The sequence below is a fragment of the Pseudomonas asuensis genome (genome assembly GCF_014646755.1).
Lineage (GTDB): Bacteria > Pseudomonadota > Gammaproteobacteria > Pseudomonadales > Pseudomonadaceae > Chryseomonas > Chryseomonas asuensis.
Genome location: NZ_BMNW01000007.1, coordinates 93,069 through 109,137 on the forward strand (window position 1 = coordinate 93,069; position 16,069 = coordinate 109,137).

Consider the following 16,069-nt stretch of genomic DNA (forward strand, 5'->3'; position numbering starts at 1 on the left):
TCCGCTCGGCGAGCCCGAGCGGATGTCGATCAAAGAATCGTTACCGCGCTCTAGTGATATGTCTGCTAGACATGAGCCGAGAACTTTTCAACCAGTTTGGTCGTACCCGCTACGATCAGGAAATCACCTTCCTGTATCCGTGTGTCTGCCTTGGCATAGACAAAATCCGCTTTGGGCCGTTTGAGGCCAACGACTGTTACACCATAGCGTGTACGAATAGCACATTCGGCCAGTGTTTTTCCGTGCGCCTCCTGTGGCGCTCCGGTTTTGGCAATAGCGAAACCATCATCAAATTCGATGAACTCGAACATTCTTCCTGTCACTAAGTGAGCGACACGCTCCCCCATCGCGGCCTCAGGGTAAACGACGTGATGGGCACCGATCCGCTCAAGAATCTGCCCATGTTTTGCACTCATGGCCTTGGCCCAAATATCCTTCACACCAAGTTCCTGAAGCGCCAGCACCGTCAGCACACTGGCCTCCAGATCGCTGCCGATGCCTACAACCGCATGCAGGAACTCATCGACTCCCAACTGGCGCAAGGCTTCAATATTGGTACTGTCAGTTTGGGCAACATGGGTCAGCCGATCTGACCAGTTCTGTACGAGAATAGCGTCCTCATCCAGGCCCAGCACCTCATGCCCCAGATCGATCAGGGATTCGGCAACGGAAGCGCCAAAACGGCCCAGGCCAATAACGACCACACTGTCGCTGCGGGTCGAGGAGAAAAGTTTATCCAACAATAGGGCGTTCCTCAGGATAGCGGTAAGGTTTGTTGCGGCTACGCAAGGCCAGGGCAGTTGCTACGGTAATCGTACCGACGCGGCCGACAAACATCAGGATAATAATAACAACCTGCCCAACAGGCGGCAGGTCGGCCGTTATCCCCGTGGAAAGCCCTACCGTGGCAAAGGCGGAGATGGCCTCAAATGCGATCTTTTCAAGGGGAAACGACGTCACACTGATCAAGATGAGCGTAGCCGTAGCCACCATGGCTGTTCCTAACAAGACGACGACTAATGCCTGCCGCTGGGTTTCCGAAGCAATCCGCCGGTTAAACACAGTGGTATCGGTGTTGCCTCGGATCTCTGCCCAGACCACAAAAAACAATAAAAAGAATGTAGTTACCTTTATTCCCCCAGCTGTGCCTGCACTGCCGCCCCCGATAAACATCAGGATGTAGTGGATAGCCAGAGTCTCTGTATTGAATTGCCCCACATCCAAGCTATTGAACCCAGCCGTGCGTGCCCCTGCAGAGTGAAAAAAGGCCGCTAACAGCTTGGCACCTGCTCCCAGGGGGCCGAGTGTGCCCGGGTTATTCCACTCACATACCAGAATGGCTACCGTACCAATGACGAGTAGTAGCCCTGAGCCAAACAAGGTAATCCGCGTATGAACAGACCAGGGGCGGTTCTTCTTGCGCATGTGCTTGAGCTCATACAGAACAGGTGAGCCCAGGCCTCCGATGATCAGTGCCAGGGTAATAGGAAGAATGATGACAGGATCTGCAACGAAGCCGATCAGGTTATCAGAATACGTGGAAAAACCAGCATTATTAAAGGCTGAAATCGAGTGAAAAACGCCGTTCCATAGGGCACTGCCCCATGGCTCCTGATAGGAGAAATGCAGATGCAAAGTAAGCAGCGTGGCTACCGTCAGTTCGACGATGAGCGTAACGGTCAAAACCAGTCGCAGTACCTCCACAACATCACCCAGCCCAAGCAAGCGGGTTTCACTCTGGGCCAGTAGTCGGCTGCTCAGTTGCAGGCGCCGATTGACCAGCAAGCCCAGCAAGGTCGCCCCGCTCATGATGCCTATTCCACCTATCTGGAACAGAATAAGAATAATGGCCTGGCCAAAGCCACTCCAATATGTCGCTGTATCTACCGTAACAAGGCCGGTTACACAGGTTGCCGACACAGCCGTAAACAAAGCCGTTAGAAAGGGCGCAGTGGCTTCACCCGCCCGTGATACGGGCAACATGAGCAATGAGGTACCTATCAGAATCGTAACCAGAAAGGCTAACGGTACCAGCCGGGCAGGATGCTTTATTGTGTTTCGCAGCAAGGGGCTATCCTAGAGTCAGTGTTTCGTATGCAGTGCATCTACGGTATAGCGTAGTGAACAGCCCCTATGAGACCACAGTCCGAAAACGTCGTCTTCAAAAGCCAGTGCTTGTTAACCTAATAAATAGCGCGTTTACAATTGGCGCCCTTTTAAAGCCCTTTCTATACTCAAGCTGCTTTATGCACCGGTTGGGTGCCATGTGTGTACGTTGACGTATTGGTTAGGGAGGACCACATACTCTTGCCTGCCAGTACCGATGCGCTTTCGCATGCCCCAAAGCCACCTACTGATAGATGCCCGCAGGCTAGACGCCTTTGCAGTTGTGGGTAAGCCGTCATCAGTTATTAATGATTTCAGCGACCATGACTTTATATAGGGAGATTTTAATGCCTGCGCTTAAACCACTTGCTCTTGCTGTACTGGCTACACTCACGCTGCACGCACATGCGGAAAATAACACAGCAGATCTGACTCAGGAGGGTGAAAACAACACCTCCACAATCGAGCAGAGCGGCACAGCCAATAGCTTTACGCAAACGCAAGCAGGGCAGCATAACAGCGGTTTCGTAACACAGTCTGGTACCGAAAACAGCAGCACGGTTTACCAGGAAGGCGCTGGCAGCTATAGCCAGCTCATTCAAGAAGGTGGAAACCTTAATATTGGGCAGATCTATCAGTCCGGTAACGACAATTTTGCTTATGTCACTCAGAGTGACTATGAACATCGCGGCCTAGGAATTCATGGTTTTGCTGATCAGAATACGGCTTTAGTCGAACAGTCTGGCTCTGGAAACAGAGGTGGGATCAACCAAACCCTATCGTCTTACAACGATGCCTCTGTTCGACAGAATGGCGACAATAACAATTCAACTAACGAACAATACAGCGCGGACTATGGGACCCAAACAACTGTTCAAGAAGGTAACAATAATACCGGTGATATTTACCAGGCTTCTGGTGACTATCTAACGGCCTCGATTTACCAGAGTGGCGACAACAACACTGCGCAGATCGCTCAACTGGCTGATAACGCTACGGCAACGGTTAACCAAGAGGGCAACGGCAATACAGCTGATATACGTCAAGGCAGTGTCTTTGGCGGTAGTAGCGCAACCGGCGCTATTGCTCGTGTAGATCAAACAGGCGATCTGAATACGACGAATGTGCGGCAGGAAGGCTCATTCAACGTATTGAGTGTTAGCCAAACGGGCACAAGCAATATGGTTAGTGGTAATGGTGAAACCATTTACGAACCAGGGCAGCAAGGCGATAGTAATGTATTGTCGGCTCAACAGGATGGGACAGGCAATGAGTTGTACTTTACTCAAACTGGTAATGACAACGAGCTGTATGTGATGCAATCAGGTGATGCCAATACCATTGCGGCCACGCAGACCGGCGTTGGTTATTCGGCCATTCTTTCCCAAAATGGCTCAGCCAACAGCATGAACATTACCCAGACCTCCCAAGGCAATATGGCAACCGTTACTCAAAGCGGTACGGGTAACATGGCTACGTTGACGCAGCGGTAAAGCCAGGTGCGCTTAGAGGCCTTGAAAAAGGCTTCTAAGCGTCCGCCTAGAGGTCACTGTGTGTTCCCACAGGATCTACCGGTGGCGTGTCGTCTTGTACCGGCAACTCGTCTGGATGAGTCTCGTCGGGAACTCCGTCGTCGAAATGGCGATGGGTATCATTGTCCATCAGCTGTACTCCGGATCAGTCGGATTCTTTTGAGGAAGACGCTCATCGGGGACATGCTCACGCAGGTCATCACCGATGGGTTCATCCTGCGTTGCCGGAGTTGGATCGATTTCCGTATCGTCCGGTGCCTTTTGGAATTCAACCATCAGTCTTTCTCCTGTGCCGTGTATGCCCTCTTCTATTAGGCAAGCCCGCAGCCACTTTGTTCAGGTTGAACTTGTGATTCGGCCCATTCCGGTCAGACAACGAGCCAGCGGTTGAGCACCACAGAGCGGCCAAGACTTACCTTCATGGCCGTTACACTCCTCTTTACACAAACGGACCGACGTCTGACCACTAGCGACTTAGCAAAGGTTTTCTATGCTGGAGGTATATCGTCCAGCCATTAAGGAGCCTTCATGAATATCGAGACCCTGTTCAATGAGATTCATAACCTGCCTAGCGTGCCCAAGGTGGCGCAGGATCTCATCCAGCAATTTGATAACCCCTCCTCCAGCATGGACAGCGTGGCTCGTAATGTTGAGCGAGATCCGGTAATTGCAGCCAAGGTTTTGCGTCTGGCCAACTCGGCCCGCTTCAAAGGCACGCGCGATTCGACCAGCATCGAAGACGCTACCATGCGCTTAGGCTTCAATACGCTTCGAACCCTGGTCCTGGCCTCTGCAATGACGGGTGCGTTCAAAGTGGATTCAGGCTATAGCCTCAAGACGTTCTGGACGCATAGTTTTCGAGTAGCCAGCATCTGCCGGCTCCTGGCAAAGCAGCTTGGCAAAGATCCAGACACCGCCTTTACCTGCGGCATGATGCATAACCTGGGTGAGCTGCTGATTCAGGCAGGTGCCCCCGATTATGCAGCCCAACTCAACAAGCAGCCTCAAAAGGGTGCTACAGGCCGAGCGGCGGATGAAACGGTGCAACTGGGCTTTGGCTACCCGGAAGTAGGGGCAGAGCTGGCCAAACGCTGGCAGTTACCCAAGGTCATTCAACTGGCAATCGCCTACCAGGGCCGTCCGACCCAGGCACCTGCCGAGGCGGATAATTACCCGCGAATTGTGGCGCAAGCCGTAGCGGTCAGCGATACCTACGAAGCCCATGGCGCTACCCCTGAAGCACAACAGCATTTGACCGGGCCGCTGTTCAAGGGGATTGATATAAACGCGTTATTTACTGCTTTACCAGACGTACTTGAGGCTGATAAGGCCTTTGCCGAGCTGATTGGCTAGGCTTTTTCTGAAAAGTGCCTGCGCTTGGCCAATGTGATGAAAATCATCCAGGAATGCTCCTTTACCCTTCGTAAACTGCATTTACTTACTGATTTTCCTCCCTTGACTTAGCTCGGCCGTTTTTAGACAAGTCTTGCAGTAGGCATTTATAGCCTCGTGCAGCCTAGCGGCTAACCATGCGCATTAACCGCTTAGGCTGCAAGGGTGAAACAGTGCTTTTTATTTAGCCGATACGCTTCTAACAGGAGGTTAAGCTAGTTCCCAACTTTTATTAGTGATTACCCGCTTAAGCAACAAGACTTCACCATTAGGCATCTCTAACTGAGCATGCATAATAAAGTCTAACAATATAAGCATCCGCTCTGGGTTTATTTTTAGGCCTGTTGGGTTATCCAAAAATTGTGTTATTTCTGGCCTCTCTTCATACCCCTGTTATTACTGATACATCTTAGAAAACAATTAAATACATACGGGATAAGAAGCTCAAAAATCGTCTTATTTCTGCGCTTAAGGGCTAATAATTTACACGCAATTCGCTGGTAACTGAGCGGCTCCTGAGTGTTGTTTATCTTCTAAGGTCAGAAGACAGTTGAATAAAGTCTGTTCACTAAACGGTAGGTTTTCAAACACTAATCCGCTTTTAATAAATCTAAAATCGAGTGGGTTGAGTGACATAAGGCCATTCATTGGCTGAACACAATGAGCCAGCTGAATCAACCAGCACACACCAGAAAATAGCCAGATACCCGAAGAGTGCTCCAGCAAGCCGATAACTACTCTATAGTGAAGGGTAAACACGGCAACAAGCACAGCCAACGAGAAAAGCCGCCCTGCGAATGTGCCACAAAAGAGACGCAGAACACTGCGAGTATGTACACGAGCAAAAGGGGACAGCGGCATGGAAACGGTAGAACGGGTAGTCGTTATCGGTACCTCGGCAGGTGGCTTCAATGCCCTACATTGGCTACTGGCCAAGCTACCGCCCGATCTGAATGCTTGTGTACTGGTTGTTGTACATATGAGCCCTAACGAACAGGCTCTGCTCGATATCCTCTCTCAACATACTCAATTACCCATCCGTTACGCTAAAGACATGGACCCTATCGCTCAGGGAGAAATCTTGCTTGCTCCACCTGATAGGCATATGCGCATCGAGCATAAAAAGGTTCGGGTAGTCTATGGGCCCAAGGAAAACTTCGAGCGTCCGTCTATAGACCCGTTGTTTCGCTCTGCGGCCATTGAGTTTCGCGAGCGTGTGGTAGGTGTAACCCTTCCAGGTGACCTGGATGATGGTGTGCTTGGCATGGAGGCCATCAAGTGCCATGGTGGAATTACGTTAGCCCAAGATCCTCTGGAAGCCGTCAGTCCCTTCATGGTCAGCAACAGGCTTGATCACACCCATGTTGACTACTGGCTTCCAGTCAACCAACTGGCAACACAGCTGATAGACCTTGTAAGCGAGGAAATCAAACAGTTTTCCCAGGAAGGGGTCGCTTCGATCAAGGCAGAGGATCAGGTTTCAAAACAGAGGTCATCAGGTATTCCAGGGCTGGAATCTATTGGAGTTCCTTCCCCTTTTGCCTGCCCCGAGTGCCAGGGCGTACTTTATGAAATCAAGCAAAACGAGCTGTTTCACTTTCGCTGCCATACAGGACACGCCTATTCCGCTGAACTCCTGGCCAAAAGCCAGAAGCGGTTAGCTGAAGAGGCCATGTGGACAGCCATTCGTATCTTCGATGAAAAGGAGGAATTGCACCTGCGGCTTGCAGAATATGCCAAAGCAAATGGCCAAACAGCATGCTATGAAAAGCATCGGGAATATGCAGAGAACGCGCGAAGGTCCTCGGCGCGATTACGTGAGATGATTCGCCTTTTATAGTCCCCTGTACTCCACCCTAGAGCTGAGTCACGCCACTCTATTCATAAGCCAGGTAACTCCAGTCATGCATACCCTTAGGTTTTGTATGAAAGGTCTGAACAGGTACATGAGGGTCCTAAACCGGCCAAGAGTTTTGAGACTATGGTGACGCTTGTCTATGCTCTACCCTGCATACGCCATTAGTCTTCGTATAAAACCCTGGCCAACACGCGAAATCAAACTGAATATCAGCCTGTATCCGAAGTTAGCGGGCTGCCTCCAACTGCATTGCCAGACTTCGTAAATCAAGCAACGTTGCACGCCAGCTATGCTCTTGATTGCCAATGCTAATTAGTGAACGTACTCGATCATTGGTCGACAACCCCCTCCCTAAATTAACGGGATATCCTTGCTCAAGTTTTGTCGGATCAAATTCCTTGAATGAATCGATAGCGTCGACCTTGCACACAGCAAAGCCGAACGTGGAATGATTACCACGCACGATCAGCACACGAGACGACAGGGTTGGTGGCTGTGGCGACGATTCGATCAGACTGCTCAAGCAGATCAATGGTATCTGCTCTCCCCTCAGGCTGAACTGTCCCAGCAGATGACTTTCGGGCTGGGGTAAACCAATGTGCTGAGCCGGTATTTCAAGAATTTCAGTGATCTGGTTCAAGGGGGCCGCAAAGTGAATCGGCGCATGGAAAAGCAGACATGCCTGTCGATTTACTGCTTTGGCTGCTTGATGAAGTGACTGGCTAGCGAGCACTTCGTGTTGAAAGATCTTCGCGTAACTTTGGACTTCGGGGCGATTGAGTAGCGACTCGTGCGCCAATAGCAACGCTTGCGCGCCGTTTTCCAGGTTCATCACGCCACGAAGTAAATCAGGCTCGCGCAGTCCATAGGTCGGCACCGCCAGCATGCTGCTTGGGTCCTGGCGTCGAATCGCGACCATACGATCATAGCCAAAGCCGGACACGCGTCCATCCGGCCCTGTGAGCAACAACAGCTGATCCTTGGCTGCCAATGTCTTGGTTTCAAAACCCAGCACGTGCGACAAGCTGAGCGCCGCAACCTTCTTGCCGCGTACCTGGACCGAGCCAAAGCAGCGTTCATTGCCAAAATCACTGGGGCTAATCAACGGCTTGTCTACCAACTCAGTCACTACACTGGCATCAATGCAAAAATGCCGGGCGTCACACTCGAAAACCAAGTAATGGCGCATGAGACCGCTGGATTTGAACGCCTGGCTTTGGGAGGCGCTCATAGGATCGGTAGCAAACACCACTTCTGGCAAACTGGCTAGATAAGCAAGATCAAGCGCATAGATCATACGCTGACCGTCTTGAATCATTAGCAACATTGGAAACAGCCCTGTAGACGTATCTCCCGAGATCAACGTGCACCGTTGATTATCCGCCATTTTGACGATTTCACACACGGCGTCGATGGCGATCCCCAGATACCCTCCGTTGTACTTGATGATAGCGACCAGGGGAGTCGGCCCCGACGCGACGGCATTCGGGGCAAAAAAACTGCGAAGATCTATCAGCGGCACGGCCTTGCCGCGCAACGTGAAAATACCCACCAATATTCCGCGCGCAGTAGGGTGCGGTAATACGTCAGTAGGCCATTCCACAGCTTCTATCAGGGCACTGATGTTAATCCCCAAGTGCACGCCACTGACTTGCACTACACCGTAGCTGTGGATGGCGCTCATGCACGATTACCTGTAGCACCTAGAGTGGCAGTAATATCTTGCGTCGGCTTATAGAGGGCGGCCTTGATCTTGTTAAGTTCGTGAATCAACAGCTCTACCTGTTCGGCAGAGTTCATCTGCTCATTTGTAGCACCGTTGATACTGTCGATAGCCTGGGTAGTCTGCAATACGCCGCCGACGATCTGTTCGAACGCATCGCCTGCACTACGCGATATGGTAGTCCCTGCATCGATACGGGTTACGGTTTCCTGGATCAGCTTGTCGATTTCCTTAGTCGCGCGGGAGGATTTCTCTGCTAACTTTCGTACTTCATCAGCGACGACCGAGAAGCCCAGGCCATGTTCACCAGCACGCGCTGCTTCGATGGCTGCGTTGAAGGCCAGCATATTGGTCTGGCTGGCGATCTCTCTGATTACCTGAATGATATCTTTGATATCTTCAGCCGACTTGCCGATGGTAAACATGGCCTCGGTGGCCTTGGAGAGTGTTTCGGAACCCCGGCGCGCTTCATCGGACGTCCGGCGCGCAAGATCTGTCGCGTGATCGGTGGTTTGTGCCACCGAGCCAATGGCGCTCATGAGAGCCTGGACCGCCGCGCTCATGGCTCTGGTTTTCGCGTCAATGGCTTCCTCCAGCTCGACTTGCTGGGTGATGTCAGTAGCGAACTTCACAACCTTGAACGGTTTACCGTCGTGATCGAAGATCGGGTTGTAGGTCGCCTGAATCCAGATCTTTTGGCCGTATTTGCTTAGGCGCATGAAGCGCCCCGAAAAGAACTCTCCCTGCGACAGTGAATGCCAAAACTCACGGTATTCCGTACTGCTTACATACTCTGGCTCGCAAAAGATTCGGTGATGCTGGCCTTGCAATTCGGCCATGTTGTAACCGAGAGACTTCAGAAAGTTGGCATTGGCCTTCAGTATGTTGCCTGACATATCGAATTCAATAACAGCCTGGGCACGGTCCATCGCCTTGACCTTGCCTTCAAACTCAATGGTGCTCTCTTTGGCCTGAGTAACATCCAGGGCAAACTTGACGATTTTGTAAGGCTCGCCTTTCGCATTGAGAATGGGGTTATAGGTGGCACGAATCCAGATTTCTTTTCCGTTTTTGCACTTGCGCTTGTACTCGCCGGCGTCGTATTCACCACGACCCAGCCGGTCCCACAACTCTCGGTAAGCCAAACTGTTCGCAAACTCTTCAGGGCATAACATACGATGGTGCTGCCCAACCAGCTCTTCGAGGTCATACCCTACAATCCCAAGGAAAGTACGGTTAGCCGTCAGGACCTTGCCTGTCAGATCGAATTCGACCACGGCTTGGGAGCGCTGAATCGCTGTCACCTTGCCTTCGAATTCGGCGTTACGCTCGCGCATTTCGGTTACGTCATTGGCAAACTTGACGATCTTGTAAGGGCGTCCATCGGGGTCCAGAATGGGATTGTAGGTCGCGCGGATCCAGACCTCACGCCCGCCCTTGCCAAGGCGCCGGTACTCGCCGCTATCGAACTCGCCCCGCTCCAGCTTCTCCCAGAAATGCCGATATGCCGGACTGTTGAGCAGTTCGTCATGGCAGAACATGCGATGATGCTGGCCTTGTATTTCATCCAGACGATAACCAATGACCTTAAGGAAGTTATCATTGGCGGTTAGCACTCGGCCATTGAGATCAAACTCAATAACGGCCTGGGAGCGGTCAATAGCTGCAACCTTTCCTGCATAGTCAGCATTGACGATACGCTGCTGAGTAATGTCAGTAGCAAACTTGACGATTTTGACTGGATTGCCCTGGTTATCGAGTACTGGGTTGTACGTCGCTTGCAGCCAGATCGGCTGGCCGTTCTTGGCTAACCGCTTGAACTCGCCCTCATGAAATTCACCTTCTCCCAGCCTGCGCCAGAATATCTCGTACTCTTCGCTTGCCGCATATTGCGGGGTACAGAACATACGGTGATGGCGGCCTTGCACTTCGTCCAGGCGATAGCCTACGCAGCTCAAAAAGTTAACATTGGCATTCAGGATGATTCCGTCGAGTGAGAACTCGACCATCGCCTGTGACCGGTTGATAGCAGTCATCAGCGAAGTAAGATCAAGCTCCTGGGCAGATAACTTCTCGAGCACCGAGTCGGCGGCGGTAGACATCAGGATTACCTCTAGGGACGAAGCGTAATGGGATATATACGGTATCGACTGGAGAAGAGGCGGCTTTAGTGTTACCAGACATATGGGCCAACAAGTACTGAACAGGCAGTACTTGGCTGCGACAGTCCTGTATCGGTTCAGTATCCATGCTGTATTGCGATACTCAAGGTTTACGTCCTGAATGAAAGGTCAGGCGAGGCAAAAATCGGTAAGAAAGCGGTGTTTACGTGTTGCAAATGAGCATTCCGAATCGTTTTTAACAGAGCATCACCGAGCGCAGATACGCTTCTTACAAAGCCTAAAGCCCAGGTTACTTAGCGTTTGGCTGATTGCCCCGGATACAGCGTAGCGAGTACCTGTACGTGCCCGCTGATCACCACTTGTGTATCAACCGAGTCGTTCATTCATCTTTGCTCATTCAGCAATCCTCTCGCGACGCCTCTGGCGAATAAACGCGCTGCCTTACCCAGGCTGGGCGGCTATAAGAGGTCTTATGCTCACTAAGATTCCATCGTGTAAGGCTGTCTAGAACAGCTTTTAGAAAGAGCACACGTTTTTTTGCTCTATAGCCCTACCATTTGGAGGTTTATCTGAACTTAAGCGGCTTACCGCTACTCCAGAACTAGGACGGCAATAATGCCAAGTGGCTTTTCGAAACCGATTATACAAACGGTTAGAAATAGCGTTTGGTAATCCACCTTACAGGCAGTGATTACCAAACGTGGCGCAAGAGCACACCACTTAAACCAATCACAGCCATGGCTGTTGAAGAGAATACAGAGGTGACCTATGCAACATACCCTAGTAGCCGCATTTGATCGTTATAACGAAGCCGAACTGGTAAAGCGCGAACTGATGGCCAAGGGCGTTTCCCAGACCAACATCCAGATCGCTGCCGCAAATGAAGCAGGCGTTACAGAGGGTACAACCGATACCTCCCTGCGCTCTGATACACATGATGGCTCGATGTCCGAGAAGGTCGGCCATTTCTTCCGCTCCGTCTTTGGGAGTGACGACACTGAGCATAGCCGGTATGGCGAAACCTACTCGGAAGCCGTACGCCGTGGTTCAACCGTTGTGACCGTTACGGTCAATGATGATGCTCAGGTGCCTGTGGTTGAGGATATCCTCGAACGTAATGGCGCAATCGATATTGATGAGCGTAGCGCTACCTGGACTAGCGAGGGTGCAACTGCCTATCCAGACACAATGGGCGATAGCACAGTGACTGGCTCTACTAGCCGTATGGCGCCCACTGCTGGTGCTACAACGGCCACTACCATGGGTGTAGGCGCTACGCCATTGGCAGATCAGACGCCTACTGAAACAACCGCCATTCCTGTGATGGAAGAAGAATTAAAGGTTGGTAAGCGTGAAAATCGGCTGGGGCGTGTGCGCGTAGTCTCCCATATGACCGAACGCCCTGTTGAAGAAACGGTAAGCCTGCGTGAAGAACATGCTGTGATCGAGCGCCGGCCTGTAGACCGCGCCGTTTCTACCAGTGATTTGTCTGCCTTCCGCGAGGGCACAGTCGAGATTCAGGAAACTGCTGAAGAAGCTGTCGTGGCTAAAACTGCCCGAGTGGTCGAAGAGGTTGTAGTGGGTAAAGAAAGCACCCAGCATACCGAAACAGTACGCGATACTGTCCGCCGTACAGATGTAGATATCGAAAAGGACGGTACTCGTTCGCACCTCAGCGGCACACATGATGCCGACACTGAGTTGACTACTCGTAACAAGCCCTAATGTATTAAAAGGGTATTAAGAGGCTGCTTTTCAAGCAGCCTCTATTTCATAAGCTCTTAAAAGCTGACGTTCTAATTCATACAGATTTAGAGGAGGCTTTTGTGTCTGTTTTGCCTGATGACCATGAAGCGCTTATCCGCCGTGTTGAGTGTGAAGAATGCGGAGAAATGAGGCCTTGTCTGTATACCCTTCACCCAGAGAGCGACTCTCTCTCCTGGCTTTGTTCTTTTTGCAAAGTCGAACTTCAACCCTCTTAAAACCACCAGACGCCACAGCGTAAAAGGCTTGCAAACGATTAGAACTCTGCCGCAAGCATTTCCTTGATCCTGGCAGCCAGCGTATCGATAGCAAAAGGCTTGGTAATAAGCGCCATCCCCCTTCCTAGGTAGCCTTTTACATAGGAGCCTTCGGCATAACCGGTAGCAAACAGCACTTTAAGCTCCGGTCGAAACTGCCGTGCTATTTCAGCTAACTGACGGCCGTTGAGGCCCGGCAGTCCCACATCTGAAATCATTAGATCGATTCGCTGGTGACTCTCCAGTATTGGAATCGCGCTTTTTGAATCAGCCGCCTCCAACACTTCATAGCCTAGCTCCTTGAGCACCTCGATCACCAGGCCACGTACCACCGCTTCATCTTCGACGACCAGAACGGTTTCACCTGACCCCAGCGAGATAGCCGTGTCAGTGCCGATTGGTGCTTCATCTATCGCCCCTTTATGGCAAGGCAGATAAAGGCAGACCTCCGTTCCTTTTCCAGGCTCCGAAATTATTCGTATGTGCCCCTTCGACTGCTTGATATAGCCATATACCATGGAGAGCCCCAAGCCTGTTCCTTGACCAATAGGCTTAGTGGTAAAGAACGGATCAAAGACTTTGGCCTGCACATCGGGTGTCATCCCTGTGCCGGTGTCCTTGATGCTTAGCTTGATATAGTCACCGGCTTTAAGACCATCCATCTCCGGCCCATGGTCTTCATTCAAATGAATGCTTGACGTGGAAATATCGATCGTACCGCCATTAGGCATGGCATCACGGGCGTTAATCACAAGATTAACCAGGGCGCTTTCAAGCTGGTTGGTATCGGTACAGGCGGGACATAACCCTGCCCCCAGATGGGTAGTCAGCGTGATATTTTCGCCTGTTGTACGGTGCAGCAGGTCCTCAAGCGAAGCGACCAGCTGATTGATATCGACAGGTTTGAGATCAAGCGCCTGCCTGCGAGAAAAAGCTAGCAGCCGCTGCGTGAGCGCTGCCGCGCGCTGCGCTGAGGTCACGGCCGCATCCATGTAATGATCCAGATTCTCAACACGCCCGGCCTTGAAACGCCGTTGCATCAAATCGAGGCTTCCGATAATACCGGTCAACAGGTTATTGAAGTCATGGGCGATACCACCTGTGAGCTGACCTACCGCTTCCATTTTTTGCGCCTGGCGCAGTTGTTCTTCGGTCTGGCGCTGCTCTGTAATATCTCGGCCTACTGCATAGACATACGCATGTTCAGCCACTGCCGTCCAGGAGGTCAGTCGGTAGGAGCCATCCCGATGGCGGAGCCGGACTTCAAAGTCTGCGGTGCTATGGCCTTGGCTCAGGCGCCCAAGTTCTGTTCTTGTCTTGGCCTTGTCTTCGGGATGCGTGATATCAAGAAAGCTTTGACCAAGCAGCTCGTTTTCACTTAAATCCAATGTGCGGCTACAAGCGGCATTGATCGAAACGATTTCACTGTTCAGCCTCGTAACCGCCATCATGTCGTTAGACAAATGCCAGATACGATCCCGTTCACGGGTACGCTCGGTGACGAGCCCTTCAAGCTCTTCTTGAGAGCGGGAGAGCACTTCTCGGGCTTCGACAATATCCTGGATATCGGTAGATGAACCGTACCAGCGAACAATCCGCTTGTCTGCATCCAGTAGGGGGTGCGCCCTGGCCAGCATCCAGCGGTACTGCCCCGAATGGTGTCGAAGTCGGTACTCGGTCCGAAAGGGCTCGCCTGTCACTACACTGTGTTGCCACGCCGCTTTAGTCCGATCCAGCTCATCGGGATGTACATAATCCAGCCAAGTGAATCCTGTATTCGAGTCTTTTTGCATGCCGGTATACTCATACCAGCGCTCATTGTAAAAGTCCCGATACCCATCTGGCCGCGCGTCCCAGACAATTTGCTCGATCGAGTGAGTGATGGCCTTGAATCGCGACTCACTTTTTTCAAGTGCTACTTCCGTACCCTTGCGCTGGGTGATATCCATGAACAGGACGGCAAACGAATCTACCGTGATCCGTCGTGCTCTGGCCTCAAACCAGCGGCTGCCAAGCTGCTCTGCGTACACCTCGAAGTGTTGAGGCCTCCCTGTTTCAAGAAGCGTGGCGTAGGTTTTGACCCGTTGCTCGGCAATACTGGGGAAAAGCTCATGTACCGTACGCCCCAACACCACTGTGGAGGTATCCAGCCCAGTTTGATACCAGAAGCTTGGATTCGCTTCCTGATACCTGAAGCTTACCATCCGGCCCCTTTCATCCCGTATGGCCTCTGCCAGATAGAAGCCTTCGGTCATACCCTCAAACAGATCCCGCCAGCGCGCTTCGGCAGCTCGTATTGAAATATCGGCACGCTTGCGCTCGGTAACGTCGTAGCAGACACCTAGATAGCGCTTGGTCTGCGAGTATTCGATATGAACCGGCTCGCCGCGCCGCGCAATCCATCGCTCTTCACCCGTGTCTGCACGCTGGATGCGGTACTCAATGTATTCCAAGGCATCATCAGGAAGCTCTGCTTTGTCAGTAGCCAGCCTGGCTCGGTCCTCTGGATGAATATGCTCCATAAGGGTCTGAACCCGCAATTTGCTCTGGATGGGAACCCCCCATAGACGACAGAACTCTGGAGAAACGGCAATCCAACCCTCGCGTGGAAAAAGCTCAAAGGTGCCGATGTTACCAACCTTCTGAGCCAGCCTTAGACTTTCCTCCGTAAGACGCTCGCGGGTACGGTCACGAAGGATTTTAGTATAGCCAATCAGGACACCATCCTTGTACAACGGGGACAGCTCACCGCTAGCCCAGAAAATAGTGCCATCGCGCTTGATGTGCCAGCGCTCATCAAGCGCACGCCCCTGCTCAAGCGCTGCTTCTATTTCCTTTATAGGCTGTCCAGCCGCGCGGTCATCAGGCGTGTAAAAGAGCTCATAGGGCTGTCCTACCGCTTCCTCTGCGGTCCAGCCAAGAATGACTTCTGCGCTTGGGTTCCAGGCGATTATTTTCCCCAGGGGGTCGGTCACAATGACGGCATAGTCGGCCGTGTGATCAAAGACAAGCTCGGTTAAGGCCTGGCGAGACAGCGCAGGAATACTTGAGGAACCGTTGTCAGACATGGGCTCACAATGTAGGCGGTTTTATGTGTCATGACCGATTGGGTATATAGCCCGTCGGCACGTCTAAAAACTAAGTCATCAGACCCTACGGCGTAATAATGATTCGTTGCCTTTAGCCATTTAGAGGGTCAAATAAAATGCGTTCAAGAAGAAAGGCATGAGCGGTGTAAGGTAACTGGACGCTTGCGGTTTCCGGGTATTAGGCTCTGTACGAAAAGTCTTCGAGCGAAGATCAGGCGAGGCACA

At 51.8% G+C, this 16,069-nt stretch carries 11 protein-coding genes and 2 pseudogenes; 4 read left to right on the forward strand and 9 right to left on the reverse strand.

From position 1 onward, the window contains the following. Positions 1–65: 65 nt before the first annotated feature. Positions 66–743 (reverse strand): potassium channel family protein, encoded by a 678-nt coding sequence (locus IEX86_RS15790; RefSeq protein WP_188867101.1) that lies wholly within the window; start codon positions 741–743, stop codon positions 66–68. Further along, complete coding sequence (locus tag IEX86_RS15795; RefSeq protein WP_229685371.1) at positions 733–2,067, reverse strand: TrkH family potassium uptake protein; 1,335 nt, start codon at positions 2,065–2,067, stop codon at positions 733–735. The genes IEX86_RS15790 and IEX86_RS15795 overlap by 11 nt, the downstream gene beginning before the upstream one ends. 386 nt (positions 2,068–2,453) lie before the next feature. Between IEX86_RS15795 and IEX86_RS15800 the strand changes: the two genes are divergently transcribed. Next, complete coding sequence (locus IEX86_RS15800) at positions 2,454–3,599, forward strand: hypothetical protein (RefSeq protein WP_188867102.1); 1,146 nt, start codon at positions 2,454–2,456, stop codon at positions 3,597–3,599. Between the two features lie 46 nt (positions 3,600–3,645). Here the strand turns inward: IEX86_RS15800 and IEX86_RS25425 are convergent, their stop codons facing one another. Together IEX86_RS25425 and IEX86_RS15805 are read right to left on the reverse strand one after the other, a co-directional pair. Further along, a complete protein-coding gene (locus IEX86_RS25425) occupies positions 3,646–3,768 on the reverse strand; it encodes a hypothetical protein (RefSeq protein WP_268239868.1) in 123 nt (40 codons plus the stop codon). Beyond that, entirely contained in the window at positions 3,768–3,914 is a 147-nt protein-coding gene (locus IEX86_RS15805) for a hypothetical protein (RefSeq protein WP_188867103.1), read from the reverse strand. The genes IEX86_RS25425 and IEX86_RS15805 overlap by 1 nt, the downstream gene beginning before the upstream one ends. Before the next feature lie 252 nt (positions 3,915–4,166). On the opposite strand from IEX86_RS15805, the gene IEX86_RS15810 reads away from it, so the two are divergent. Then, positions 4,167–4,991, forward strand: a complete 825-nt coding sequence (locus IEX86_RS15810) for an HDOD domain-containing protein (RefSeq protein ID WP_188867104.1) — start codon at positions 4,167–4,169, stop codon at positions 4,989–4,991. A gap of 898 nt (positions 4,992–5,889) precedes the next feature. After that, the gene (locus IEX86_RS15815) at positions 5,890–6,870 is read left to right on the forward strand and encodes a chemotaxis protein CheB (RefSeq protein ID WP_188867105.1); all 981 of its coding nucleotides are present in this window, start codon (positions 5,890–5,892) and stop codon (positions 6,868–6,870) included. Positions 6,871–7,114: 244 nt separating this feature from the next. Here IEX86_RS15815 and IEX86_RS15820 read toward each other — a convergent pair whose 3' ends face one another. The 3 genes and pseudogenes from IEX86_RS15820 to IEX86_RS15825 form a co-directional block, all read right to left on the reverse strand. Then, a complete protein-coding gene (locus IEX86_RS15820) occupies positions 7,115–8,572 on the reverse strand; it encodes a chemotaxis protein CheW (protein WP_188867106.1) in 1,458 nt (485 codons plus the stop codon). Further along, positions 8,569–9,174, reverse strand: a complete 606-nt coding sequence (locus IEX86_RS25735; RefSeq protein ID WP_373290451.1) for a methyl-accepting chemotaxis protein — start codon at positions 9,172–9,174, stop codon at positions 8,569–8,571. Before IEX86_RS25735 ends, IEX86_RS15820 begins: the two co-directional genes overlap by 4 nt. A gap of 33 nt (positions 9,175–9,207) precedes the next feature. Beyond that, a pseudogene (locus tag IEX86_RS15825) lies at positions 9,208–10,713 on the reverse strand (PAS domain-containing protein); the annotation flags it as partial. A 789-nt stretch (positions 10,714–11,502) separates the two neighbouring features. Between IEX86_RS15825 and IEX86_RS15830 the strand changes: the two are divergent. Then, complete coding sequence (locus tag IEX86_RS15830; protein ID WP_229685372.1) at positions 11,503–12,459, forward strand: YsnF/AvaK domain-containing protein; 957 nt, start codon at positions 11,503–11,505, stop codon at positions 12,457–12,459. 295 nt (positions 12,460–12,754) lie between these two features. On the opposite strand, the gene IEX86_RS25740 is transcribed toward IEX86_RS15830, so the two are convergent. Both IEX86_RS25740 and IEX86_RS25745 read right to left on the reverse strand, forming a co-directional pair. Then, complete coding sequence (locus tag IEX86_RS25740) at positions 12,755–14,293, reverse strand: ATP-binding protein (RefSeq protein ID WP_373290452.1); 1,539 nt, start codon at positions 14,291–14,293, stop codon at positions 12,755–12,757. 6 nt (positions 14,294–14,299) lie between these two features. Continuing rightward, positions 14,300–15,823, reverse strand: a pseudogene (locus IEX86_RS25745) (PAS domain-containing protein); the annotation flags it as partial. Positions 15,824–16,069 lie beyond the last annotated feature (246 nt).